32 protein-coding genes are annotated in these 21,923 nt (G+C 64.5%); 10 read left to right on the forward strand and 22 right to left on the reverse strand.

Annotated elements, in window-relative coordinates:
- Nucleotides 1-3: 3 nt before the first annotated feature.
- From FIU85_RS05685 to FIU85_RS05720, 8 genes are all read right to left on the reverse strand, one after another.
- Nucleotides 4-1,050, reverse strand: coding sequence for an energy transducer TonB (locus tag FIU85_RS05685; RefSeq protein ID WP_152496186.1), 1,047 nt, complete (start codon nt 1,048-1,050; stop codon nt 4-6).
- Nucleotides 1,047-1,433, reverse strand: a complete 387-nt coding sequence (locus FIU85_RS05690) for a biopolymer transporter ExbD (protein WP_152491698.1) — start codon at nt 1,431-1,433, stop codon at nt 1,047-1,049. Before FIU85_RS05690 ends, FIU85_RS05685 begins: the two co-directional genes overlap by 4 nt.
- Nucleotide 1,434: 1 nt before the next feature.
- The gene (locus FIU85_RS05695) at nt 1,435-1,815 is read right to left on the reverse strand and encodes a biopolymer transporter ExbD (RefSeq protein ID WP_254703013.1); all 381 of its coding nucleotides are present in this window, start codon (nt 1,813-1,815) and stop codon (nt 1,435-1,437) included.
- The gene (locus FIU85_RS05700; RefSeq protein ID WP_152496187.1) at nt 1,808-2,461 is read right to left on the reverse strand and encodes a MotA/TolQ/ExbB proton channel family protein; all 654 of its coding nucleotides are present in this window, start codon (nt 2,459-2,461) and stop codon (nt 1,808-1,810) included. Before FIU85_RS05700 ends, FIU85_RS05695 begins: the two co-directional genes overlap by 8 nt.
- The gene (locus FIU85_RS05705) at nt 2,458-2,892 is read right to left on the reverse strand and encodes a hypothetical protein (protein WP_152491695.1); all 435 of its coding nucleotides are present in this window, start codon (nt 2,890-2,892) and stop codon (nt 2,458-2,460) included. Before FIU85_RS05705 ends, FIU85_RS05700 begins: the two co-directional genes overlap by 4 nt.
- 387 nt (nt 2,893-3,279) lie before the next feature.
- A complete protein-coding gene (locus FIU85_RS05710; RefSeq protein ID WP_152491694.1) occupies nt 3,280-3,474 on the reverse strand; it encodes a PLDc N-terminal domain-containing protein in 195 nt (64 codons plus the stop codon).
- Nucleotides 3,475-3,521: 47 nt separating this feature from the next.
- Nucleotides 3,522-3,734: a DUF2945 domain-containing protein gene (locus FIU85_RS05715; protein WP_152496188.1), complete on the reverse strand. Its 213-nt coding sequence runs from the start codon at nt 3,732-3,734 to the stop codon at nt 3,522-3,524.
- Nucleotide 3,735: 1 nt separating this feature from the next.
- Nucleotides 3,736-3,999 (reverse strand): Rho termination factor N-terminal domain-containing protein, encoded by a 264-nt coding sequence (locus tag FIU85_RS05720; protein ID WP_152491692.1) that lies wholly within the window; start codon nt 3,997-3,999, stop codon nt 3,736-3,738.
- A gap of 113 nt (nt 4,000-4,112) precedes the next feature.
- Between FIU85_RS05720 and FIU85_RS05725 the strand changes: the two genes are divergently transcribed.
- Nucleotides 4,113-4,946 carry a formate/nitrite transporter family protein gene (locus tag FIU85_RS05725; RefSeq protein ID WP_152496189.1) on the forward strand — a complete coding sequence of 278 codons (834 nt, stop codon included), beginning with the start codon at nt 4,113-4,115 and terminating at the stop codon, nt 4,944-4,946.
- Nucleotides 4,947-5,024: 78 nt separating this feature from the next.
- Here the strand turns inward: FIU85_RS05725 and FIU85_RS05730 are convergent, their stop codons facing one another.
- The 4 genes from FIU85_RS05730 to FIU85_RS05745 form a co-directional block, all read right to left on the reverse strand.
- Nucleotides 5,025-5,318 carry a hypothetical protein gene (locus tag FIU85_RS05730; RefSeq protein ID WP_152491690.1) on the reverse strand — a complete coding sequence of 98 codons (294 nt, stop codon included), beginning with the start codon at nt 5,316-5,318 and terminating at the stop codon, nt 5,025-5,027.
- 293 nt (nt 5,319-5,611) lie between these two features.
- Nucleotides 5,612-5,815, reverse strand: a complete 204-nt coding sequence (locus FIU85_RS05735; protein WP_152491689.1) for a hypothetical protein — start codon at nt 5,813-5,815, stop codon at nt 5,612-5,614.
- A gap of 72 nt (nt 5,816-5,887) precedes the next feature.
- Nucleotides 5,888-6,862, reverse strand: a complete 975-nt coding sequence (locus FIU85_RS05740) for a DNA topoisomerase IB (RefSeq protein WP_254703014.1) — start codon at nt 6,860-6,862, stop codon at nt 5,888-5,890.
- Between the two features lie 19 nt (nt 6,863-6,881).
- Nucleotides 6,882-7,610, reverse strand: a complete 729-nt coding sequence (locus tag FIU85_RS05745) for a Crp/Fnr family transcriptional regulator (protein WP_152496191.1) — start codon at nt 7,608-7,610, stop codon at nt 6,882-6,884.
- A gap of 77 nt (nt 7,611-7,687) precedes the next feature.
- Between FIU85_RS05745 and FIU85_RS05750 the strand changes: the two genes are divergently transcribed.
- On the forward strand, nt 7,688-8,065 hold the full coding sequence (locus tag FIU85_RS05750; RefSeq protein WP_152496192.1) for a hypothetical protein: 378 nt from the start codon (nt 7,688-7,690) through the stop codon (nt 8,063-8,065).
- Between the two features lie 93 nt (nt 8,066-8,158).
- On the forward strand, nt 8,159-8,329 hold the full coding sequence (locus FIU85_RS05755) for a DUF1328 domain-containing protein (RefSeq protein WP_152496193.1): 171 nt from the start codon (nt 8,159-8,161) through the stop codon (nt 8,327-8,329).
- A 127-nt stretch (nt 8,330-8,456) separates the two neighbouring features.
- On the opposite strand, the gene FIU85_RS05760 is transcribed toward FIU85_RS05755, so the two are convergent.
- Nucleotides 8,457-9,266, reverse strand: a complete 810-nt coding sequence (locus tag FIU85_RS05760; RefSeq protein ID WP_152496194.1) for a response regulator — start codon at nt 9,264-9,266, stop codon at nt 8,457-8,459.
- 123 nt (nt 9,267-9,389) lie between these two features.
- Between FIU85_RS05760 and FIU85_RS05765 the strand changes: the two genes are divergently transcribed.
- From FIU85_RS05765 to FIU85_RS05785, 5 genes are all read left to right on the forward strand, one after another.
- Entirely contained in the window at nt 9,390-9,539 is a 150-nt protein-coding gene (locus FIU85_RS05765; protein ID WP_315899485.1) for a NepR family anti-sigma factor, read from the forward strand.
- Nucleotides 9,536-10,084, forward strand: coding sequence for an RNA polymerase sigma factor (locus FIU85_RS05770; protein WP_152491682.1), 549 nt, complete (start codon nt 9,536-9,538; stop codon nt 10,082-10,084). The genes FIU85_RS05765 and FIU85_RS05770 overlap by 4 nt, the downstream gene beginning before the upstream one ends.
- On the forward strand, nt 10,077-11,816 hold the full coding sequence (locus FIU85_RS05775) for a sensor histidine kinase (protein WP_152496195.1): 1,740 nt from the start codon (nt 10,077-10,079) through the stop codon (nt 11,814-11,816). The genes FIU85_RS05770 and FIU85_RS05775 overlap by 8 nt, the downstream gene beginning before the upstream one ends.
- Entirely contained in the window at nt 11,816-13,303 is a 1,488-nt protein-coding gene (locus tag FIU85_RS05780; RefSeq protein WP_152496196.1) for a phospholipase D-like domain-containing protein, read from the forward strand. The genes FIU85_RS05775 and FIU85_RS05780 overlap by 1 nt, the downstream gene beginning before the upstream one ends.
- 115 nt (nt 13,304-13,418) lie before the next feature.
- Complete coding sequence (locus FIU85_RS05785; RefSeq protein WP_152496197.1) at nt 13,419-13,616, forward strand: CsbD family protein; 198 nt, start codon at nt 13,419-13,421, stop codon at nt 13,614-13,616.
- 45 nt (nt 13,617-13,661) lie between these two features.
- On the opposite strand, the gene FIU85_RS05790 is transcribed toward FIU85_RS05785, so the two are convergent.
- From FIU85_RS05790 to FIU85_RS05820, 7 genes are all read right to left on the reverse strand, one after another.
- Nucleotides 13,662-14,375: a gamma-glutamyl-gamma-aminobutyrate hydrolase family protein gene (locus FIU85_RS05790; RefSeq protein WP_152496198.1), complete on the reverse strand. Its 714-nt coding sequence runs from the start codon at nt 14,373-14,375 to the stop codon at nt 13,662-13,664.
- Nucleotides 14,372-15,346: an amidoligase family protein gene (locus tag FIU85_RS05795; protein WP_152496199.1), complete on the reverse strand. Its 975-nt coding sequence runs from the start codon at nt 15,344-15,346 to the stop codon at nt 14,372-14,374. The genes FIU85_RS05790 and FIU85_RS05795 overlap by 4 nt, the downstream gene beginning before the upstream one ends.
- On the reverse strand, nt 15,343-16,359 hold the full coding sequence (locus FIU85_RS05800; RefSeq protein ID WP_152491676.1) for an AI-2E family transporter: 1,017 nt from the start codon (nt 16,357-16,359) through the stop codon (nt 15,343-15,345). The genes FIU85_RS05795 and FIU85_RS05800 overlap by 4 nt, the downstream gene beginning before the upstream one ends.
- Nucleotides 16,360-16,374: 15 nt before the next feature.
- A complete protein-coding gene (locus FIU85_RS05805) occupies nt 16,375-17,139 on the reverse strand; it encodes a hypothetical protein (RefSeq protein ID WP_152496200.1) in 765 nt (254 codons plus the stop codon).
- Nucleotides 17,111-17,527, reverse strand: a complete 417-nt coding sequence (locus tag FIU85_RS05810; RefSeq protein ID WP_152496201.1) for a phage holin family protein — start codon at nt 17,525-17,527, stop codon at nt 17,111-17,113. Before FIU85_RS05810 ends, FIU85_RS05805 begins: the two co-directional genes overlap by 29 nt.
- Complete coding sequence (locus FIU85_RS05815) at nt 17,527-17,970, reverse strand: hypothetical protein (RefSeq protein WP_152491673.1); 444 nt, start codon at nt 17,968-17,970, stop codon at nt 17,527-17,529. The genes FIU85_RS05810 and FIU85_RS05815 overlap by 1 nt, the downstream gene beginning before the upstream one ends.
- A gap of 201 nt (nt 17,971-18,171) precedes the next feature.
- The gene (locus tag FIU85_RS05820) at nt 18,172-18,717 is read right to left on the reverse strand and encodes a hypothetical protein (protein ID WP_152496202.1); all 546 of its coding nucleotides are present in this window, start codon (nt 18,715-18,717) and stop codon (nt 18,172-18,174) included.
- 362 nt (nt 18,718-19,079) lie between these two features.
- Between FIU85_RS05820 and FIU85_RS05825 the strand changes: the two genes are divergently transcribed.
- Nucleotides 19,080-20,093: a histone deacetylase family protein gene (locus FIU85_RS05825; RefSeq protein ID WP_152496203.1), complete on the forward strand. Its 1,014-nt coding sequence runs from the start codon at nt 19,080-19,082 to the stop codon at nt 20,091-20,093.
- A gap of 66 nt (nt 20,094-20,159) precedes the next feature.
- Nucleotides 20,160-20,942: a phosphonoacetaldehyde hydrolase gene (gene phnX, locus FIU85_RS05830; protein WP_152496204.1), complete on the forward strand. Its 783-nt coding sequence runs from the start codon at nt 20,160-20,162 to the stop codon at nt 20,940-20,942.
- Here phnX and FIU85_RS05835 read toward each other — a convergent pair.
- Nucleotides 20,907-21,452 (reverse strand): DUF4166 domain-containing protein, encoded by a 546-nt coding sequence (locus FIU85_RS05835; protein ID WP_172978030.1) that lies wholly within the window; start codon nt 21,450-21,452, stop codon nt 20,907-20,909. The genes phnX and FIU85_RS05835 overlap by 36 nt on opposite strands.
- Nucleotides 21,449-21,910, reverse strand: coding sequence for a thiol-disulfide oxidoreductase DCC family protein (locus tag FIU85_RS05840; RefSeq protein WP_152496205.1), 462 nt, complete (start codon nt 21,908-21,910; stop codon nt 21,449-21,451). The genes FIU85_RS05835 and FIU85_RS05840 overlap by 4 nt, the downstream gene beginning before the upstream one ends.
- Nucleotides 21,911-21,923: the final 13 nt, after the last annotated feature.

Here is a 21,923-nt window from a genome sequence, read left to right on the forward strand (position 1 = left end):
CCGTCAGCTGCCCTTGATGTTGATCGAGAAACTGGTGCGCGCGCCTGCGGGCGGCGGCGGGAAGGGCGCGGCGCGCTTCACCATCCGCAGCGCCGCCTGGTCCAGCTTGGCCGAGCCCGAGCTGCGGGCAATCGACAGTCCCGCCAGCCCGCCATTGCCGCCGATGCGGAACGCCACCACCGCCGTGCCCCGGCTGCCCACCCGCGGACGCGGCACGCGAGAGATTTTCCGCATCACCTGTCCGGGATAGTTGCTGGCGGCGGCATTGCCCGCGGCCTGCGACTTGCCCGATCCCTGCGCCGTCGATCTGGTCTGCGTCTGTGTCCCCGAGGCACTGCCCGCGCGCGCGTTCTGCTGCGCGTTGCCCTTGGGCTGGGTCTTGGGCTGGGTCCTGGGCTTTGACTGCGTCGTGCGCTGCGGCTTCGGTTCGGTCCGCTTCGGCTGCGCCTTCGGCGGCTCGGGCTTGTGCGCTTCCTCGAACTCCGCACTGCGCGGCTTGGGCCGCAACGACCGGGTCACCGCGCTCGGCGACTCGTCCACCGGCTCCAGGATTTCCGCCTGCTCCGGCTCTGTGGGCTGCACGCTTTCCTCCGGCACGGACTCCGACGGGGTCACGGGCACCAGCGGCACGTTCGGCGTGATCTCCGCCTGCTCGACAGGCTGGGCCTCGGCCGGCTCCGGCACGTTTTCGACAGGCGTTTCGGTCGGCGTCACCGGCGCGGTCTCGGCCTGCTCGACAGGTTCGGCGGTCTCCTGCGGCGCGACTTCGGGCGACGTGTCCTCGGGCCGGTCCTGTGCGGTTTCCTCGGGCATGTCCTGCGCCGAGACCTCTTCCGGGGGCGTTTCCTCGACGACTTCCTCGGTGGCGTCGGGCGTCATCACCCCCGCCGCCATGTCGGCAAAGCTGTTGCCGATGCTGGCCTCGACGCCGCCCGCATCGCCCTCGATCTCTATCGCTTCGCCCTGGAACACCGCCGCCACCACGGTGCCGTGCACCACGAGCGCCGCCGTCACGGCCACGGTTTTCACAAGACGCGACGACGCGATCATTCCAGCCCCCTCTGCGTGACGATCACCACGCGCTCCGCCCCGGCGCCGCGCAGGTCCCGCGCCAGGTTCACCAGCGTCTGCGCCGACAACTCCTGGTCCGGCACCACGCGCACCAACGCGCGGTCTTCCTCGCTGCGCCGCGCCAGGAAGTCTTCTGCCGAGGCAACATCGTCGCCCCGGAAGCTCATCCGCCCGTCGGGATGCACCACCAGCGTGTCGGGCGGCGACCGCCCTTCCAGGTCCGCCGTCCGCACCAGGCTCAGATCCTTGTCCAGCGGTTGCGACAGGGTGCCCGCCACCATGAAGAAGACCAGCATCAGGAACACGATGTTGATCAGCGCAATGGTCGGCTCCCGTCGCGAGGATGTCTTGACCTTGCGCATCTCAGGACCCCAGCACGCTGATGCTGACGCGCTCGATGCCGCGCAGCACGACCAGCAGATCGGTCAGGCGCTGCGCCGTCACGCCGTCGCGCAGGCTGACCACCACGGGCCGCGCCTCGTCGCTTTGCGGCATCTCGGCAAAGGCGGCGCTCAACCCGTCCAGTTCGACCTGCTGTCCGTTCAGGCTCAGGTCCTCGTCGCTCAGGCGCAGAAAGCTGATCTTGGTCTCGCTGCTGCCGCTGCCCCCCGCTCCCGCTGCGGCCAGCTCGACCTCCGCAAAGCGCGAAAAGGTCGATGACAGCATGAAGAACAACAGCAGCAGGAAGATCACGTCGATCAGCGACGTCATCGACAAGCGCCTGCGCCGCGAGGTCTTACGCACGGCCCGGCTCCGCTTCGAAATCCGCCGCAGGCGCCGGGCGGCCCTGTGGATGCAGCACCGTCGAAATCGCCCGCTCTGCGGTGACACGCTCGCCGTCCATCCGGCCCTCCAGCCAGCTTAGCACCATCGAGGTCGGCATCGCCACGGCCAGCCCCACGGCGGTCGTCAGCAGCGCCACCCAGATACCGCCCGCCAGAAGCGAAGGATCGACCTGCGCCCCGGCCTCCTGCAGCGACTGGAACGCTTCGATCATGCCCAGAACCGTGCCGAAAAGGCCCAGCAGCGGTGCCAGCTGCGCCACGCTGTCCAGCAGGCGAAAGCCGCGCTCCAGCCGCGCGAACCGCGATTCCGCCTCCGCCTCCAGCCGCTTGCGGTTCTGTGGCTGCGCGGAAAACGCCATCTCGACGACCGGAGCGAGGTAGCTCTTCGATTGCTTCAGCGCCGCCAGCGCGGCCGCCAGGTCACCCTCGTCCCACGACTCGACCGCCTCTTTCATCGCCTTGTGCCGTCCCACCCCGGCAGCCGAGAACTGCCACAGCTTGTAAAGCACCGTTGCCAGCGTGACCACCGACACCGCCAGCAGGATCATGACGACCGGACCGCCCAGGTCCGCAACCTGGCGCAGGCTTTCCAGAATCCCGTTCATCCCGTCACCTCGATATTCGTGCGCGTCTCCAGCTTCAGCCCGGTCTCGCAGGCGGTGTCGGGCAGCTCGGCCGCCTCGCAGGTATGCGCCCCGTTGATCAGCACCTGGCCCAGCCCGTCACAGGCCATGCCGGGCACGGAAAACTGCCGCACACGCGGCCGCCCCGGGGGCAGCGCGCCGAAATCGAACAGGGTCAGGCGATCCACCTGGCCCTCGCTGTCGAACAGCACGGTCTCGTAAACCGCCTTGTCGATCTGGGTGGGATGGCCGTTTATCACCAGGAAGGTCAGCGTGCAGCTGCTTTCGTTCGCCTTGGTGGCGTTCAGCTCGATCAGGACGGCCTCGCCCAGCTCTTCTTCCTGCGCCACTGCGGCCTGCATGCCGGCGATCCCCGTCAGCATCGCCATGAGGGCGGTGGTGAACCTTTTCATCTCGCGTCTCCCTTTCACGTGATCCGCGCCGCATCCCGCAAGATGCAGGCCGGGCCACGTTTCAAACCAATTCTCGGCGCGGTCAAGCGCTTCACGGCCGTGACTATCGCGAAAGATGGGGGATTTGGAACGCCGCTTGCCCTGAAGTCGCGCTTTCGTGTGCATCCCCGGTCTTCTGCAGCCGGCCATGTTCGTGCGTCGGCCTGGCAAAAGACGGGTCTCGGCTTGGGGACGCTTTGGCGAATGTCTCTCACATCCGGCCCGGACACTCAATACCCAAACAAATCTATCAGAAATAGAAATCGCCCGTCCTTGCCCCGGACGGCGCGAAACGAAAACGGGGCGCATCCACCGGATGCGCCCCGCAAATTCAGAATTTCAGTACAGTTATACCTTCGAGGCCGCCGCGCTGCGCGGGCCTGCGATCAGCCAGATGATGAAGCCGATAATCGGCAGGATGATCACCAGCAAACTCCACAGGACCTTCTTGCCGGTCGAGGCGCCCGAGCCGATGATATTCACCAAGGCCCAGATATCCAGGACCAGAACGATAAGGCCACCAAGGCCACCAATCTCCAACATGCTTGTCTCCTTTTCTGCGTGTCTAACGCGTCAGTCTCACGTTTGTTTCAGGCTTTGCGGATTTCGCTGGCACTTTTCAGCACCTCGTCGCCGTCTTCCTGTTGGATCAGGTACGCCGGGCAGTCGTCGTCGGCCTCCCGCGTAATCTCCGATCCTTTGATCTTGACGGTCGTCTTTTGGGTGTAGACTTTCCTGACCTCACCCTGACCGGTGCCATTGCCCCAGTCCCATTCAACGGTGTCGCCCTGGGAAAACGCCATCTCAGTCGCGCCTCAGCGCATCGATCAACTCTTCCTTGGTCATGTCCGACCGACCCTCGATGCCGACGTTCTGGGCCTGATCGTAAAGGTCGGCTTTCGACCATTCCTCGTAGGGCGGCGCCTTGCCGCCTTTCTTCGACGGTGCCATGTCGTCATTGGCCTGGGCATTGGCGATCCGCGCGGATTTGGACTTGCTGTAGCCCTTGTCGCGCAGCGCCTCGTAAGTGTCTTCGTCCTTGATGGACGAACCGTTCGACTGTGCCATGACGGTGTCTCCGAATAATGCTGGAGATAAAACGTCGCGCAGCCCTATTTGTTCCCGCAAACGTGGTGTAACCGCGATACGTGCAGCCAATGAGCCGATGACCGGAGTGGGTAATGTCGAAGTCCGATAACGATCTGATCAAGCAGGAAAAGGAAAAGGAAGCCATCGAGGAAGCCGCGGCGCTGTCACCGCGCCTGATCTTCGAGTCGATCCGCCGCAACGGCGAGGAAGAGCTCGAACGGCCGATGACCGCCCTGTGGTTCTCGGGCATCGCCGCGGGCCTTCTGATTTCCTTCTCGGTCCTGACCGAGGCGATCCTGCGCTCCCACCTGCCGGACGCGGAATGGGCCTACATCGTCGAGAATTTCGGCTATTCGCTGGGCTTCGTGCTGGTCATCATGGCCCGGCTTCAGCTGTTCACCGAAAACACCATCACCACGGTCGTCCCCGTCATGATCGACCCGTGCGCCCACACCATTGGCCGCACCGCCCGGCTGTGGAGCGCGGTTCTGGTGGCCAACATCGTCGGCGCCTTCATCGTCGCCGCGTTCTTCGCCTTCGGCGGTGTCCTGTCCGATGACGTCGCCGCCGCCTTCACCGATCTCAGCCGCCATGCCACCAGCTTTCCTGCGCTCGAAGGCTTCATGCGCGGTATTCCCGCCGGCGTGCTGATCGCCGCGATCGTCTGGATGCTGCCCTCGTCCAAGCGCAACGAGATCGGGCTGATCGTGCTCTTCACCTGGCTCATCGCGCTCGGCGATTTCACCCATGTCATCGCCGGATCCGTCGAAATGGCCTACCTCATGGTCCAGGGCCAGCTCGCGGTCGGCCCCGCCGTTCTGGATTTCTTCCTGCCCGTCCTGCTCGGCAACGTGGTGGGCGGCACGATGATCTTCACCGTTCTGACCTACGCCCAGGTCATGCCGGAAGTAGAAGAACAGCGCTGAGAAGCGCCGCGCAGGAAAAATGCGCGCGCCCGGGCTGCGGGCACGCGCATGTCGGACGCTCAGTTCCAACGATTTCGTTCAGTTGAGCGAAGCCAGATCGACCTGCGCCTCGCCTTCGTCCAGCGGGCCGCCGTGAATGTCGACATCGCGCAGCGCGTTGTTCCGGTCAAGAACGGTGTGAACGCTCAGCACCTTGTTGCCATGGCTTTTGGCCGGATCGTCCATGATGGTCCGAAGCTCGGCGCGGGCCTCGTCGTCCAGCGCGGCCACGTCCACAGCAACCACGTAGGCCTTCAATTCGTCCGCCAGTGATCCAGCGGTCGCGGTCACGGGCAGGGTTCCCATCAGTACGGCAAATGCAAAGCGTTTCATCGTTACTCCCCTCTCATAAGGTTCATCCTGTAAACGACTGAAATCAATTACGGTTCCCAGAAATAAAGCACCGCAGTCTGGGACGGACTGCGGTGCTGGGCGCGTCGGGCGCGCCGCGCTGACAGGGGACGGGGATGCAGTCAGCGCTATGTGTTGGCGTCAGTCGCGCATTCCGCGCGCTCTTGCCGTTTCATTCTGTTCTTCGACGCTATGCCGAATGCGACGAGTACAAGGTTCAGAGCCACGAACAGACCCGGCACGATGATGTCTGCCGCAGTGCCGGTCTGCACCGCTCAGTTGGTGTCCTCGGCGGCTGCAGGTTCCTCGCTGGTCGCTGCAGGTGCGGAGGCACCGTCATCTGTTGGGTCGTCGCTGGTTGCGAAAATGTAGAACAACCCGAACAGGATCGCGGCGAACGCAACCACCAGCAACATACCGCCAAGCGGACCGATATGGCGTTTCTTCTGCGTTTCCAGATTTGTTTCGGGTGCTGACATATCGTCTCCTATCCGTCTCGTTTCACTGGCCCAACGCCGCGGCTGGTGCGCGGTTCCGAAAAAAATTGGCGATCACGAAAGAAACTTGATCAGCGCTTCCTCGCCGCGCCGAAACCCGTCCCGCGCGGTCTTGATTGGCGGCAATTTCCGCTTGCGCGCGCCAGTGCCCGCCCGCGCCAGATCCAGCACATCGGGGTGGACGTAACTTTTCTGCGCGATGGCGGGCGTGTTGTGCAGCCGCTCCGAAGCGGCGCCTGCCAGCATCTTGATGCTGATCTCCTCGGCGTCCTCCGCTGCCAGGAACGCCGCCAACGTGCCGTGCCAGGTGCGCAGCGTCTTGGCCGTGGCGCGCGTCTCGCACAGCGCCTCCAGGCGCGTGTTCAATTGCTCGGACGATACCGCGCGGGCGGCTCCGTCCTCATCCACCCACGACACCAGCGATGGCCCGGGCAGGTCCTGGCACGCTTCCAGCACCTTGGCCAGCTTGGTGCCTCTCAGGGTCTTCTCGACCGGCTTTCCGCCCTTCCCCTTGAACGACAGCTCGACCGAGTCTCCCTCGATGCTCATGTGGCGCGCCTGCAACGTGGTCGCGCCATAGGTCCGGTTCTCGTCAGCATAGCTCTTCGCGCCGGGCCGTAACGCCGCCCGGTCGATCAGCGCAAGCGCCGCGGCCACGGCCATGTCCTCGCTGCCCACGTCGCCCGACAGGTTGTGATCTATCCAGCGCCGCAGGCGCGGCAGGCTCCGGGCGAACGTGCCCAGACCGTCGAACTTGGTCTGCGACCGCTGCGCCGACCAGTCAGGGTGATACCTGTATTGCTTGCGTGTCCGCGCGTCACGCCCGGTGGCCAGCAGATGCGCATTGGCCATCGGTGCCATCCACACATCGGTATAGGCCGGCGGCACCGCCAGCGCCTTCAGCTCGCGACGCTTCCTGGGGCAGTCGATGCGCGTGCCGTCCACGTTGATATACGAAAAGCCCCGCCCCCGCTTCTCGCGGCGAATACCGGGGTTGCTGTCCGGGTAATAGACCAGCCGCTCTGCCACGGGCGATATCCTCCATCATTCAGATAAGAGGACGCAAAGAGATCGTGTTGGGTTCCACGTTGCCCAGGCGGGCCAGTTCCTGTTCCTTGTGCACGACCAGGAAATCGTCCTGCCATGTCGCCACGCCCGCCTCTCGCAGACGCGTCAGGGTCTTGTTCGTATGCACCAGCGACAGGCCCACCGCATCGGCCAGATCCTGCTGGCGATAGGGCAGCGGAACACGGCCGTTCTTCATCATGTCCAGCGCCCGCAGCCGCTGGAAGAACCTGTAAAGCGCCCAGGCCACGCGCGTGACCCCGTTCATCTGTCCGATCGTGACCAGCGCCTCGCCCAGCATCTGCTCTTCCCGCGCGGCCAGGTGCGTCAGGTCGAACGCCCGCTTGGGTTGCGACTTGAACAGCCGCCAGAAATCGGACCTGTTGAACACGCACAGCTTCATCGTCGTCGTGGCCTCGACCGAATGCTGCATTTCTCCCATGACGCCGCTCTGCAATCCGACAAAGTCGCCCGGCAGCACAAAGCCCACCACCTGCCGGCGCCCGTCTTCCATCGTCTTGTAGCGGATCCCCATCCCGCTCAGCGCGGTGTAAAGCTGCGTCGACGAGGCCCCCTCGGCCAGGATCTCGGTGCCCTGCTCGGCCGTCAGCTCGCCGGTCTTGAAACTTTTCATGAATTCAAGCTCTTCGTCCGACATCGGCGCGAACAGCTCAAGCTCTCTCAGTGGGCAGGCAGCGCAATCGATGGCCATCTTCTCAATCTATGTCGCAGTTTAATGTGGACGTCATGATTCTGTGTCATATTCAACCAATACCGAGGGGGTAGTAAATGCAAAATACATCGCCGCGCGAGGACCTTGTGCTGGTGTCTTCACGTAAAACGCTCGAAGCCGCCGATCTGGCGGATTTCGCTCAGTCGCGTTCACTCGGAGAGGTGATCGTCGAGAGCGATACCGACCGTGCGCGTGTACTGCTCAGCGAAAGACACTTCTCCTTCGCCTTCATCGGCTTGCCCGATACCGAGGATCGCGGCACCCTGCTGACGGCGCTCAGCGCCGAACGCACGCACATCGTGCTGCTGGACGACAGCGGCGTCGCGGCGGGCTCTCCAAGCCTGCGTGTGGTGTCGCGGCCCTTCACGGACATCGATCTCGAAGGGGCGATTTCCGGCGGCATCACGGCCGTGGACGTGCCGGACCCGCAATAGGCAAGTCTCCTCCAACGCGCGAAAATCCACCGGAACCCGCGCGCAGCTTGATCGTTATGGTCGCGTATCGACTGTAATCGAAGGATCGAGCAAATGTTTCATTGGGCCCTTATATTTCTGGTCGTGGCCTTCATCGCCGGGATCTTCGGCTTCGGCGGCATCGCGTCAGCTTCGGCCGGCATCGCTCAGGTGCTGTTCGTGATCTTCATGGTGCTCTTCGTGATCGCCCTGGTGGCGCGGGCTTTCAACCGCACCCACTGGTGACCCGCCCGCACCACCGACGCAGCGGCAGGGGCCGGCGACACCGCTGGCCCTTTTTTGCGTCCCTGCCCAACGAAAAAAGCCCCGGCGCACGCCGGGGCTTTTTCAATGAAACGCGCTGACGCGGGTCTCAGGCCTTCAGCGTCTCGGTCGACGAAAAGAACATCGCCTGGCTCACCGCCGAGCGGACCTGGTCCGACTGGTATGGTTTCGGGATCAGGAATGCCGGCTCCGGCCCTTCGCCGGTCAGCAGGCGTTCCGGGAACGCCGTGATGAAGATGACGGGAACATCCGGCGCATTCTCCATGATGCCATTGACGGCGTCGATCCCGCTGGAACCGTCGGCCAGCTGGATGTCCGACAGGATCAGGTCGGGCGTTTCCTCGTTGAACAGCTTCAGCGCATCGGCCTCGGTGCGGGCGATGCCCGTCACGCGGTGCCCCATGTCGCCGACAATCCCCTCGAGGTCCATCGCGATGATCGCCTCGTCCTCGATGATCATCACGCGTCCTGACAGAACGCTCGACATCTCGTCATAGGCGATATCGACAAGTGACCGCGCCTCGTCTTCCGAAATGTCCATGATCACGGCCACTTCGGCAAAGCTGAACTCTTCGATTGTATGAAGCAGCAGAGCCTCGCGCGTGTTGGTCGTCAACTTCGCCAGGTGCGCCTGGGCTTTCGCCTGAAGCCCGGTCTCGTCGTCCGAAAAAACCGCGCCGGATGTCGCCCAGATCGGTTGGAAAACCTTGAACAGGGCCGTCTTGGACGCGATCGAGGCGTCGAAAACGCTGGGATCGCTCAGCACCGCTTCCAGCGCCGCCACCGCGTACTGATCGCCGCGCTCCTGCGACCCGGTCAATGCACGTGCATACCGGCGCAAATAAGGCAAATTTGCACCGATCTGTTCGCTAAGTTCCGCGGAGTTGGTTTCGCTCATTTGATAGCTTCCAGTTTTATTCTACTTTCATGGAACCCAACACGCATAGCGTGGTTAAGTTCCAGACACACTATACAAATGTGGCCAAAAGACAAAATGACTCGAGATAAACGGAATTCAAGAGTGCAAAATACCATCGACGAAAACCTCAAGCGCGCATTCGAGGATGTGGCCAGTGAGCCTTTGCCGTCTCGCTTCACTGACCTGCTGGAGCAGCTCAAGACAAGCGGGCACGGCGCGGACAAATCTTCCGGGACGGACGACAATTCATGAGCGACCCGCGTGAAGAACTGGTCGAACACCTCGGGCCCATGCGGGCGTTCGCCATGAGCCTGACGCGCAACTCCGCGCTGGCCGACGATATGGTGCAGGACGCCTTGGTCAAAGCCTGGACCAATATCGAAAAGTTTCAGCCCGGCACGAACATGCGCGCCTGGCTCTTTACAATTCTGCGCAACACGTATTATTCCCATCATCGCAAGGCGCGCCGCGAGGTGTCCGACACCGACGGCGAACTGGCTGCGTCGCTGGCGAAAAAGCCGGACCACGATGGCAGATTGCAGATGCGCGACTTTCACGTTGCCTTCGACAAGCTGCCCGACGAACAGCGCGAAGCCTTGGTACTGGTCGGCGCCGGCGGCTTTTCCTACGAGGAAGCCGCGGAAACCTGCGGCGTCGCCGTGGGTACGATCAAGAGCCGTGTCAACCGCGCCCGTGCGCGACTGGTGGAATTGATGCATCTGGACGAGGATCAGGTACTCGAAACGACGGACGCGGTCACCGCGGGCATCGTATCGGCGAACAAAAGCGTTGCCTAAGAAGTCCAAAGCCCTGCTCGACGCATACGGAACGATGGTCAACCGGCTGTCGTTCCGTCTTTTTGCGTTGCTGGCCTTGGCGCTGTTCCCGCTCGGCGTCATCGCCGTCTATCAGACCGACCAGGTCCTGGACGAGACCGAGAACCTGCGCCGCAACGCGCTTTTCTTCGAAACCACCTCGGCCGCCCGCGACGAACGCGAACTGATCCAGCAGACTCTCGGCTCTGCCGAAGGCCTGGCAGCGCTGTCGATCCTCGACGACGCCCCCGCCTGCCGCGAGGTCATGCGCGAATTCGCCGAAAGCAACGCCCACATCGCCTTTGCCGGCTACACCAAGCTTTCGGGCATCATGGAATGCGGCTCCGAGGGAGACGAAGTGCGCGACTTCCGCACGCTCGAGCGCCTGCAACGTGCGCTCGACGCGGACGGTCCCAGTGTCTATGTCGCGCCGCTCGGCTCCATAAGCCAGCAACCCGTGCTGGTCGTGAACCATCCCGTCTATGTCGATCGCAGCCTGACGGGCATTGTCTCGCTCTCGGTGCCGCTGCGCCTCACCTACCAGCCGCTCACATCGCCCCGCTACGACCATGAACTGCGCTTCGTCACCTTCACCAATGATGGCCAGACCATTTCCGCCAGCGGCGGCCGCGAGAATGCCGATGACATCCTGCCGCAGATGATCGACCCCGAGGATCTCACCCGCCATGTCGGCACCACCTTCACCGGCGAGGACGGCCTTGGCGAGGAACGCATCTACGCGGTGGCCAGCATCTTCCAGGACCAGGTCAGCGTCATCGCAAGCTGGCCCGCGCGCACCTCCGTCTGGGGCGGCGCGCTCGCATTCTACGTTCTGAATCTTCTGTTTCCCTTTGCGATCTGGGCGGCCGGGCTCGCCTTCGCCTGGTATGAACTGCGCCGCGTCGTGATCCGCCATGTCCGCGATCTGCGCTCCGCCATGCGCCGCTTCGCGCTGGGCCAGCGTGACGGCTTCCCCCTGCGCCTGCAAAACCCGCCCGAGGAATTTGCCGAGGCCGAACGCGCCTTCAACCGCATGGCGATCATCATCGCCGAATCCGAGGCGCGGCAGGACAAGGACCTGAAGGACAAGGAGGTGCTGCTGAAAGAGGTGCACCACCGCGTCAAGAACAACCTGCAAATGATCGCCTCGATCATGAACATGCAGCTGCGCAGCGCCAAGACGCCCGAGGCGAAGTTCATGCTGGCCAGCCTGCAACGGCGGGTCAACGGCCTCGCCATGCTGCACCGCACGCTCTACACCACGCCCGACCTGCTGACGATCGAGGCCAACGAGCTGCTCGAAGCGGTCGTCACCGACATCTCCACCATGATGACCGTCCCCGGCATCAAGATCGAGCGCGAACTCGATGCGTTGCCGCTCTACCCCGACCAGGCGGTGCCGCTCTCGATGCTGCTGGCCGAGGCACTGACCAACGCGCTGAAATATGTCGGGGCGAAAAAGGATGAAACCCCGTCCGTCCGGGTTACGTTGAAAGAACAGTCCGGCGGGCAATATCAGCTCAGCGTCATCAACTCCAAGGGTCCGATCATGCTCCGGCCCATCCCCGAGGTCGAGACCATCAGCGGCCTTGGCACCAAGTTGATGAAGGCGTTTGTCAGCCAGCTTGACGGCCACCAGGAGGTGACGGAAGACGACGACCACTACGGTCTGCACGTCACGTTCGAACGAAAGGACTTCGACTCGGCAACGTGATGCAGAATGGCGACGATCCAGACTTCCAGGTGATGATAACCGCGCAGGAGGCGTGGCCCGTGTTCGAGCGCGCCGTGCTTGCTGCCAAATCGCATATCTGGGGCTCCTTTCGCATCTTCGACCTGGCCACGCAGCTGCGCAGCCCGGAGGCCCGCGAAATCGGCGAGACGTGGTTCGACCTTCTGGAACACGTCCTCTGCCGCGGCGTGCGCATCCACATCACCGTCAGTGATTTCGATCCGATCTTCGCCACCGAACTGCACCGACTGACCTGGCGTACCGTGCGCCAGGCCGCCGCGCTGGCCGAAGTCTCCGATTGCTCGATCCACAATCTGCGTGTCACCCCGCACCTCCACCCGGCCAAGGCCGGGCGCCTCCCCTGGCTGGCCTTCCTTCCGGCTGTCCTGCGGCGCCGGTCCAAGCGGCTGATGGCGCTCAGCGACGACCAGAAGCTGCGCGAGGCCGTGCGCCTGGACAATGGTGCCCTGCCCGAGCTGCACACCACGTCGCATCACCAGAAGATCGCCGTGATCGACGACGAGGTGGTCTACGTCGGCGGCCTCGACCTGAACGAACGGCGCTACGACACGCCGCAGCATGACCGGATCGCCGCGCATACATGGTCCGACGTCCAGCTTCTGGTGCGCGGTCCCGAGGCGATCGAGGCGGCGCATCACGTCAAGACCTTCCTCACCAGCATCGACGCCTGCCGCAAGCCCGCGCCGATGAAATACATCCGGCGCACGCTCTCGGCCCCGCGTCCGACGCAACTGCCCTACGTCTCGCCCAAGACGCTGCTGCACGAGATCGAAGAGGATCATGTCCGCGCCTTCAAGCGCGCCAAGGACATGGTCTATATCGAGACCCAGTATTTCCGCGCTCGTGGCCTGGCCCGGCGGCTGGCCAAGGAAGGCCGCCGGCGGCCCGATCTCCACGCCATCCTCATCCTGCCCGGCCTGCCCGACGAGGTCGCCTATTCCAGCGAGATCGGCGTCGACGCCCGCTATGGCATGTCGCTTCAGCACGACGCGATCGAAATGGTGCGCGACAGCTTCGGCGACCGCATCATCGTCGCCACGCCGGTGCAGCCCCGGTTCGCCGCCCGCGACACGATCCAGACGCTCTCGGGCTCTCCGCTGATCCACGTCCACAACAAGATCCTCGTGCAGGACGACTCGTTCGCGCTGGTCGGATCGGCCAATCTCAACGGTCGCTCGCTCTACTGGGATACCGAAGCGGCGGTGCGCGTCACCCGGCCCGAGCGCATCCAGACCCTGCGCGAACGGCTCATGGCGCACTGGTGGTTCGAGGATCTGCCGCCCGAGGCACGCGCACATGACACCATGTTCCCCTGGTGGTCCAAGAAGATTGCCGAGAACAGCGTCATGACCCCCGAGAACCGTCACGGCTTCCTGGTCCAGCATGACAGTGCCCAATTGCGCGATACTTGGCTCAATCTGCCCGGCGTGACGGAAAATATCGTCTGACGGCGGCAACGGCTGGAACTCCGGCCAGCGAATTGCGTTTTCCCTATACAGACGAGATGACGGGCCGCCCCGCGGTGGGACGGCTCAAACCCCTAGGATTATTGGAGAATTCGAGATGGACCAAGATCGCATCGAAGGCAACTGGACCCAGATCAAAGGCAAGCTCCGCGAGATCTACGGCGACCTCAGCGACGACGACCTGGAAGAAGCGCGCGGCGAGCGCGAACAGATGATCGGCAAGCTGCAAGCGAAGGTCGGCAAGGACAAGGACGAAGTCCGCCGCGACGTCGACAAGATTCTCTCGGGCTACTGATCTGCCCCGAACGAGCCAGAAAGGGCGTCCTCGCGGCGCCCTTTTTCATGCGTCCTTCAAGACCGCGTCGACCTGCGCGCGTGACGCGCGATAGGCCCGTGCGGCGACCACCAACGCCTTGAACAGCAGCCGCTGGCGCCTGGCATAGAACAGGTGTTCGGGATGCCACTGCACCCCCACCGCGAACGGGTCGGTCGGACGTTCTATCGCCTGGATCATGCCCCAGCTGTCGCGCGCCGCCACCCGCAATCCGCGCCCCAGGCCGTCGACGGCCTGCGTGTGCAGCGCGTTCACCCGCATCCGCTCGGGCCCGCAGATCCGCGCCAGAAGTGTGTCTTCCAGAACGTCCACATCGCGCTTTGGCAGGATCGTCTTGATCTTTTTCGCCTTGCCGAACGTCTGCCACGCATTCTGGTCAAGCGATCCGCCGAAGGCGACGTTCATCATCTGCGCGCCCCGGCAGATGCCCAGGACCGGCACACCCTGTTCCAGCGCCTCGGTCGCCAGTTCGCGCTCCAGGTCGTCGCGGTCGCGATCCAGTTCCGCCGACAGGCCGATCGTGCCACCGTAAAGCTCCGGCCCCACGTCGTCCCCACCACCGATGATCAGGCCGTCGACCTCTTCCAGGTTCGCCGGACGTCCCACACCCCAGCGCACCGCGCCCGCACCGGCCAGCCAAAGGTTGAACCACACCAGAGGAAAGATCCGCCACCCCGACCGCTGCGAGGTCGTCACGGCAATGACCGGCTTTGTCGTCATGCGTCGTCGCGGCTCAGGATATCGCTGGCGACGCGCACCCATGCGCTGTCGCGGCGCAACACGCCGTGCGCCCGCTTTCGCTCGGTCCACGCCTCCTCCAACCGCTCCAGCCGATCCGACGCCGCCACCTCCTCGACCGTGCGCCACATCTCCCACGGCTCCCGCAGCGACCAGCCCGGCTCGTTGATTCGGCTGTCGGGCAGGCGAAAATGAAAGGCAGGCCGCGCCGTCGTGCTCTGCTCGTCGGGATAGCTCGCCTCGAACAGTTTCGGCCGAGCGTGTTTCAGAAGGGGCAGCAGGTCCAGCGCGTGGTTGCGGCTGCGCACATACGGGTCGATGAGGTCGATCAGCGCCGCCAGGCGATCCGGCTTTTCCTCGATCAGAAGGTCCACCAGCGCCCTTGGCCAGGATGTCACGAAAGGCAGCACGCGGCGGGTCACGTCAATGCCCTTCTCGGCCCGCAGCACCGGGTCGAGCAGGGCAAAGGCCCGGATCGTGCGCATCGTGTGCGGGTCGGCCGGCGCTACCACCTCGGCATTGAGATGCACGCCGAAGCCCAGGAAGACCCCGTCCCGTGATCCGCTCGCGCCCGCCTCGCGCAGCACCGGCATGACCGTGTCGAACAGCGCCACCTGGTCGGGAAGCAACGGTTCGGTGACGATCTCGACCGGCACCAGCCCGCGCAGCAGGTCCTTCAGCCGACTTTGGCTCTCCGCCCCCATCCCCGTCTTGCCAAGCACGGTGTCCAGCTCGACTTCCAGGTCGCCAAGCGCACCGCCGCGCACAAACAGCTGATGAGGGTTGCTGTCGTCAAGTTCTCCGCCGAAGGTCTCCTGCAGGATCGACGCGGCGCGGCGCTCGCTCAACCCCGAAAACTCCACCTCCACGCCGACACGCCGCGCCGCGCCTTGCGCGTTCGTCTCGATGGGCAGTGGCGAGAAACGATATGCGTCAGCGTCCTGACATGTCATGCAACCTGTTCCATCTTGTATTCGGACGCGGTCCCGCGCTTGGATTGCGCGGTGGTCAGGGCATAGGCCCAAATCACCACCGGCAGCGCGACGATACCGCCAAGTGGCCCCCAAAGCCACAGTCCGAATACGATGGACAGGAAAACGACAAGCGGATTGACCTTCAGCTGTGCGCCCACCAGCGCCGGTGTCACGAACTGCGCCTCGATCGCGTTCAGCATCAGGAACGACGCCGGCGCCACCATCGCATAGGCCGAACTGAAGGCGATCAACCCCGCCAGCAGCAGCGACAGCATGATGGCAAGCGGCCCCAGGTACAGCACGAAGTTGGCCAGGAACGCGGCCGCCCCCCACAGCATCGGATTGGGCATCCCGATCAGCATCAGGACGCCGCACAGCGCGGTGCCAAGACCCAGGTTGATCAGAGTGATCGTCACGAAATAATGCGACACGGCGCGATCCGCCTGTTGCAGCGCCACCCTGTACTGGGGCACCGCGCGGTAGATTTCGTCGCGGGTCAGCAGAAAGAAGAAGAGCGTACCCGAAAAGATCAGCAACTGCCCCAGAAGGTTCGGCGCCAGCCACAACGCTTCGGCAACCGATGGAATCGCTTTTTCGACCGCGTCCTCGCCCCCTTCCGAGATCGTCCGCTCAAGGTCGATCGTCATCCCGCCGAAACTGCGCAGCATGAACGTCAATTCGTTCATCCATCCGCGAAACTGCTGCTGGATGCGCGGGACCTGTTCGATCAGTGCCGACAGCAACGGCCCCAACGCGACAATCAGCAAGAAGATCAACGCGGCCGCCATGATCAGCGCACAGGCCGCGCTGACAGAGCGCGGCACGCCAAGACCGTGAAGCCGACTGGCGACAGGCGACAGAACGACGCCCAGCACGATGGCAAACGTCGCCGGAGCCAGCAGGTTCTGTGCCTGTCTGGCCGCGGCGACGGCTGCGATGAAGGTCAGGATGACAAGGCAGGTGCGAACCAGCTTTGACGACGCATGATCCATGGCCACCTTTGGTATTTACCCTGCCTTGGTCTGGAATTGCTCGGAACCGGCGCGAACCGCTTCGTTGACGGCAGCCTTGCCCCGGGTTTCGAGCTCGGCGATCTCGGCGCTCAGCCGTTCCTCGGCCGCGCGCAGAAACGCGTCGCGACGCGCCCCCATGATCTCGGCTTCGCGGCGGGTGCTGGGCAGAAGGGCGCCCAGAAGCCCGCCGATCCCGGCAGCGACCAGCCCGGTCACCAGCGGTTGCGAATTATGCGTGTCGACCGCCGATTTCGCGGCACCGCGGGCATAGCGCTCCGCAGCTTCCTGCGCGTCGACCGCTTTCAGCCGCATCGAGATCACGCGGTCGCGCGCCTCGGGTCCAAGCCGGTCCAGTCCGCTGTCCAGCATCCGGCGCATCCGCGAAGAGGACGGGCTGGCGCGGCCCACCGCGACCTGGGCGCGCTTGGCGTTCCGGTCGGCGGCCCGGGCAATGCGCTCGTCCTGGCTCAACTCGCTGTTGCGCCGCAGGTTCGGCAACGCACCTTTCTGATGGGCGGTACCCCCGGCGACCAGCATGGCGGCACCGATGCCGACCAGCGCGAGGCCCACTGGATGGTCCTTGGCCGATTGCGCGATGCTGTGCGTGGCGCTGCGGCCGTACTCGGCGACGTCGTGCACCGTCTGGCGGCCCAACCGCGCCGGGTTCACGGTGTCGGCGAAATCACCGATCGCATCGGCCAGGCCGGTGCGATGCTCTTCTGCATCTTTCTCAAGCTTTTCCATAGACTTCGCGGTCATTGTGACTCTCCTCGAATATTGCAATGTCAGACTTCAGGCTGTCGATCGTCCGCCGCGGCATCATCGCGCGGGCAGACAGGCGCCGCATCCCGATCATGGCAAGCACGATCGTCACCACGACGAACACGCCGAACACGATCGCCGCAGCCGTACCCAGCCCCAGGCCCAAGTCCGCCAGCGCCAGAACGGCGACGACGCCAAGGGCGTGGATGCTGACCAGGGCGAACAGCATCGCACCGGCAAGCAGGATAAGACCCGCCTTGGCCGAGCGAACGCTTTGACGCATCTCGCGACCGGCCAGGTCGGCGTGGGCCGCCAGCAATCCCCGCGCCTCGCGCAGGATGCGGGCCACAACCTCGCCAAGCGGTTGTTTCGGTCGGTCCGTCATCAGTCGCGGCTTTCCGCCTTCGGCGCTTCGGGCAGATAGCCCGACCACACGTCTTCATCCGCCGTGATCAGTTCGGGTTCGTCCTCCGCCGGGGCGCTTGCACTCAGGAAACGCGCCGCGGCGAACCCCGCCAGGGCGGCACCGCCCAGAAACAGCAGCGGGTTGCGGCGGGCAAAGGCCGACACATCGTCGACCAGATCGGGGATCGACCGTTCGCGCAGGCGGTTGGTCGCGTCTTCAACCGCTTCGCTCGCCTGGGTCAGGATCGAATTCACGGCATCGTAATCCTCGAACTCGCCAGCGGCCTTCCGGGCCGCACTCGAAACGGTATCGGCATGCTCGGCCATGTCGTCGCGCACGTCGTCCATGCGGGCTTCGGCTTCCTTGGTGACGGCTTCTTTTCCGTCGTTCACCATATCTTTCACTTTGGTCTTCGCGTTCATTTTTCCGTCTCCTCACGTAGGTGTAACGTGTTGCGATCTGTATTGCTCTCACAACGCCCCCACCCGTCAGAGGTTCCGCTCCGGCCGCAATATCTTTGCCGTCGCCACCGGGCCCAGAGCACCGGCAAAACCGCGCTCAGAACACAAAAAAACCGGGGCGCCGAAGCACCCCGGTTCATACTCGCTACGTCACAGCTGGCGTTAGCCGCGGTTGATCGCGTCGGCAATGCGGTCACGCAGGTAGTCGACCGAAAACGCGTACTCGAGCGCTTTACCTTGGTTGGTCGTCTGCAGCGACTTCACCTGAATGCCGACGGTCGGCACCTGGTAGCCGGCTTCGGGGTCGAGGTCGACAAAGACCAGACCACCCATCTCACCGTTGTCCTCGGTGTAGGACACGGTACCGACCGGCTCGCCCGTCACGGTAAAGATCTGGGTGCCCGGCTCTGCGATCAGCAGGATGTTTTCGCTCTCGGTGTTCTCCGAGCCAGTTTCGTCCTGCGCGACCTCGTCGTCGACACCTTCATCGGCCGAACCCGACGTCTGCGATCCGATCACGACGATGTCGTCGCCATCTTCAGAATAAGTTTTCGTCTCGACGGTGGTCTTGCCGTCCGTCACTTCGGCGGCGTTTTCGAGAACCTGACCTTTGTTGGTCACATCTTCGCCGACGGTGGAATCAGCGTAGGCGGCAAGGGCGCCTGCGGTCGAGAATGCGGCTGCGAGTGCAATCGTACGGTTAAACATGGTAATCTCCTTCGCTAGTGCAGCACCGTGCTGCGATCTGGGATAAGAACCACGTGCCCCCGTCCGAGTTCCCAAAAATTTCTTGCATGGATGATTTTATCCGATTGCTCACGGTGAAGAGAACCGCTGGGGCTTGACATGAATCCCACATAAGCATCTGAAAATACTTTGATTTTTGTCTTGCCAAAGCAGATTCTCGTGCACGCTCCTCACTGGCGCAAACAATATCGTGAACCCGCGAAACCGCTGCAGACGTGCCGTCACCGCGCGCACCTGTGCATCTTTTCGCCGAGCCTCACGGTGTCATTCCCCGACGCTCCGGGCTAACCTGAGTGCCGCACCATCTCGAACGGGACCCGATCATGCACGCCTACCTCGCCACGGCCCAGTCCGATCACGCGCCGCAAACCTTTCTGCACCAAGGCGTGCCGAAGCCCTCGCCCGAGGCGCCCGAACGCATCGGCATCCTTCAGGAGGCCGCCCTGGCCGCGGGCTGCAGTTTTACCGACCCACCCGATGCCGGTCTCGCGCCCATCGCCACGGTGCACAGTTCCGAATACATCACCTTCCTGCGCACCATCCACGCCCGCTGGTCCGCCCTCGACGGCGCCGCGCCCGAGGTCGTTCCCAATATCCACCCGCGCACGCGCGGCGACAGCTACCCCACCTCGCCGGTGGGCCAGGCCGGCTATCACCAGGCCGATACCGCCTGCCCCATCGGGCCGCACACCTGGGACGCCGCCTATGCCTCGGCTCAATCCGCCATCGCCGCCGCCGATGCGGTGGCTTCCGGCGCACCCCACGCCTACGCGCTCTGCCGCCCGCCCGGGCACCACGCCTATGCCGACCAGGCCGGCGGCTTCTGCTTTCTCAACAACTCCGCCATCGCCGCGCAGCGCCTGCTGGGCGCGGGCCACCGCCCCGCCATTCTGGATATCGACGTGCACCACGGCAACGGCACCCAGGGCATCTTCTACGACCGCGCCGACGTGCTCACCGTCTCGATCCATAAAGACCCGTCGGATTTCTACCCGTTCTTCTGGGGCCACGCACACGAACGCGGCACCGGCCCCGGCCTCGGCGCCAATCTCAACCTGCCCCTTCCCCGCCTGACGGATGACGACGGCTATGCCCCCGCCCTCGACACGGCACTGACCCGCGTCACCGATTTCGGCACCACCGCGCTGGTCGTGGCGCTCGGCCTCGATGCGCATCAAAACGACCCGTTTAAGGCGCTCGCCCTCACCACCCCCGGTTTCACCCGCATCGCCCGCACCTTGGCCGATACCGGCCTGCCGATCGTGCTGGTGCAGGAGGGCGGCTATGTCTCCGACCATCTTGGCCCGGCCCTCTCGGCCTTCCTCTCGGGCCTCTGACATCTGTCACAAAACCATCAAATCCGCCCGCTAGACCCGACCGAACCGCCACGAGGGACCGCTTTCATGACCCGCTTCACCGCCGCCGTGTTCGACTGGGCCGGCACCACCGTCGATTTCGGCTCCTTCGCGCCCATGGGCGTCTTCGTCGAGGCCTTCGCGCAGTTCGGCATCACCGCCACCATCGAACAGGCCCGCGACCCGATGGGCGCGCCCAAGTGGGACCACATCCGCACGATGCTCGACATGCCCGAGCTCGCCCGCCAGTGGCAGGATCGGCATGGCCGCGTGCCCACCGACGCCGATGTCGATGCCGTCTACAAGGTCTTCGTGCCGATGAACGAGAAGGTGGCGTCCGACTACGCCACGCTGGTGCCGGGCTGCGCCGAAGCCATCGCCGAACTGCGCCGAATGGGCCTCAAGATCGGCTCCACCACCGGCTACAGCCGCTCGATCATGACCCACGTCCTGCCCGTCGCGGCCGCACAGGGCTACGCCCCCGACAACCTGGTATGCTCCGACGACCTGCCCGAGGGCCGCCCCGGCCCGCTTGGCATGTACAAATGCATGATCGACCTCGTCGCCTACCCGCCCTCAACGATCCTCAAGATCGACGACACCGCCCCCGGCATCAAGGAAGGCGTTGCGGCGGGTTGCGTCACCGTGGGCGTCGCCCTCTCCGGCAACGCGGTCGGCAAGACGCCCGAGGAACTGGCCGCCCTCACCGAGGCCGAGATCGACCCGCTCCGCGCTCACGCTACCGCCCTGCTGAAAGACGCGGGCGCCGATCACGTCATCGACACCGTCGCCGACCTACCCGCCCTCGTCCGCCGCCTGGGCCACGTCTAACCACCCGTGATAGCGCAGCACCGGCGCGCGCCCCCAGGGCAACCCGATGGAGATCTCGAACAGGTAGCGCCCCGCGTCGGGACGCTCGCGCGCCGCGACCTTCGGCGCGATCCACCCCGGCACCGGCAGCCCCAGGCACCGGAACCGCCAGTCCGTCAGGTCCAGGCCCCCCTCCGCAGGCACCAGCCTGCTGATGGCCACCATCGCCCCCAACCGCTCGGCCAGCCTGCCCTCGGGCGTGGCCCATTGCACGGTCTCCATCACCTGACCGTCCATGCGGCGCGTCCAGACGTCCCTGTCGCCGCGCCCGCGCTTTTCGAACCGCAGTTCCGCATCCTCGACCTCCAGCGGAAACCCCGCCATCCGCAGCGCCGCCCGCAGCACCGGGTTGCGCGTCACCTCCACCGTGATCCGCCCGTGAAACACCCCGTCGCCCTTGTGCAGCGCCAGACATTCCGGCGCCAGCGCGGCCAACCCGTCCGCGCCCAGAAGCCGCGCATAGACCGTCACCGCAGCAACCGTCTGTGAACTTCCGCATCCGGCAGAGCACACAGGTCCGAATATCCGAACACCGCGTACCTGTTCCGCGCGATCCGCGCATAGATCCAGTCGCGCAAGCCCACCGGCAACGCCCACACCAGCCGCATCGGCGCATAAGCCCAATGCAGCCGCGGAAACAGCAGCGCCATGCCCTCCAGCGACCCCCAGGCCCGCCCCTCCTCTATCATCAGCCAGGACGCCGGGTCCTCCGCATCCAGCCCGCAATGCTCCAGCAGCGCCCGCCCCAGCCCGCCCTGCATCGGCGCGATCCGCACCCGGTCCTCCTTGTCCAGCCGCGCAATCCGACGCGCCGCGCGGGAACAGAGCGCACATCCCGCATCCATCACCACGACGATGCGGCCGTCATCGAAACCCGGCACCGCCGGATCGTCCCGAAACGAATAGGGCTGCCGCGCTTCGGGCTGCATCACCGCAGCCCGG

Origin of the sequence: Roseovarius sp. THAF8, from assembly GCF_009363735.1 — a bacterium.
Classification (GTDB): Bacteria; Pseudomonadota; Alphaproteobacteria; order Rhodobacterales; family Rhodobacteraceae; genus Roseovarius.

Coding starts and splice junctions, on each gene's coding strand:
- FIU85_RS05685 (WP_152496186.1), bottom strand. CDS start 1,050: ATGATCGCGTCGTCGCGTCTTGTGAAAACCGTGGCCGTGACGGCGGCG.
- FIU85_RS05690 (WP_152491698.1), bottom strand. CDS start 1,433: ATGCGCAAGGTCAAGACATCCTCGCGACGGGAGCCGACCATTGCGCTG.
- FIU85_RS05700 (WP_152496187.1), bottom strand. CDS start 2,461: ATGAACGGGATTCTGGAAAGCCTGCGCCAGGTTGCGGACCTGGGCGGT.
- FIU85_RS05705 (WP_152491695.1), bottom strand. CDS start 2,892: ATGAAAAGGTTCACCACCGCCCTCATGGCGATGCTGACGGGGATCGCC.
- FIU85_RS05710 (WP_152491694.1), bottom strand. CDS start 3,474: ATGTTGGAGATTGGTGGCCTTGGTGGCCTTATCGTTCTGGTCCTGGAT.
- FIU85_RS05715 (WP_152496188.1), bottom strand. CDS start 3,734: ATGGCGTTTTCCCAGGGCGACACCGTTGAATGGGACTGGGGCAATGGC.
- FIU85_RS05720 (WP_152491692.1), bottom strand. CDS start 3,999: ATGGCACAGTCGAACGGTTCGTCCATCAAGGACGAAGACACTTACGAG.
- FIU85_RS05725 (WP_152496189.1), top strand. CDS start 4,113: ATGTCGAAGTCCGATAACGATCTGATCAAGCAGGAAAAGGAAAAGGAA.
- FIU85_RS05730 (WP_152491690.1), bottom strand. CDS start 5,318: ATGAAACGCTTTGCATTTGCCGTACTGATGGGAACCCTGCCCGTGACC.
- FIU85_RS05735 (WP_152491689.1), bottom strand. CDS start 5,815: ATGTCAGCACCCGAAACAAATCTGGAAACGCAGAAGAAACGCCATATC.
- FIU85_RS05745 (WP_152496191.1), bottom strand. CDS start 7,610: ATGGCCATCGATTGCGCTGCCTGCCCACTGAGAGAGCTTGAGCTGTTC.
- FIU85_RS05750 (WP_152496192.1), top strand. CDS start 7,688: ATGCAAAATACATCGCCGCGCGAGGACCTTGTGCTGGTGTCTTCACGT.
- FIU85_RS05755 (WP_152496193.1), top strand. CDS start 8,159: ATGTTTCATTGGGCCCTTATATTTCTGGTCGTGGCCTTCATCGCCGGG.
- FIU85_RS05760 (WP_152496194.1), bottom strand. CDS start 9,266: ATGAGCGAAACCAACTCCGCGGAACTTAGCGAACAGATCGGTGCAAAT.
- FIU85_RS05770 (WP_152491682.1), top strand. CDS start 9,536: ATGAGCGACCCGCGTGAAGAACTGGTCGAACACCTCGGGCCCATGCGG.
- FIU85_RS05780 (WP_152496196.1), top strand. CDS start 11,816: ATGCAGAATGGCGACGATCCAGACTTCCAGGTGATGATAACCGCGCAG.
- FIU85_RS05785 (WP_152496197.1), top strand. CDS start 13,419: ATGGACCAAGATCGCATCGAAGGCAACTGGACCCAGATCAAAGGCAAG.
- FIU85_RS05790 (WP_152496198.1), bottom strand. CDS start 14,375: ATGACGACAAAGCCGGTCATTGCCGTGACGACCTCGCAGCGGTCGGGG.
- FIU85_RS05795 (WP_152496199.1), bottom strand. CDS start 15,346: ATGACATGTCAGGACGCTGACGCATATCGTTTCTCGCCACTGCCCATC.
- FIU85_RS05800 (WP_152491676.1), bottom strand. CDS start 16,359: ATGGATCATGCGTCGTCAAAGCTGGTTCGCACCTGCCTTGTCATCCTG.
- FIU85_RS05805 (WP_152496200.1), bottom strand. CDS start 17,139: ATGACCGCGAAGTCTATGGAAAAGCTTGAGAAAGATGCAGAAGAGCAT.
- FIU85_RS05810 (WP_152496201.1), bottom strand. CDS start 17,527: ATGACGGACCGACCGAAACAACCGCTTGGCGAGGTTGTGGCCCGCATC.
- FIU85_RS05815 (WP_152491673.1), bottom strand. CDS start 17,970: ATGAACGCGAAGACCAAAGTGAAAGATATGGTGAACGACGGAAAAGAA.
- FIU85_RS05820 (WP_152496202.1), bottom strand. CDS start 18,717: ATGTTTAACCGTACGATTGCACTCGCAGCCGCATTCTCGACCGCAGGC.
- FIU85_RS05825 (WP_152496203.1), top strand. CDS start 19,080: ATGCACGCCTACCTCGCCACGGCCCAGTCCGATCACGCGCCGCAAACC.
- phnX (WP_152496204.1), top strand. CDS start 20,160: ATGACCCGCTTCACCGCCGCCGTGTTCGACTGGGCCGGCACCACCGTC.
- FIU85_RS05840 (WP_152496205.1), bottom strand. CDS start 21,910: ATGCAGCCCGAAGCGCGGCAGCCCTATTCGTTTCGGGACGATCCGGCG.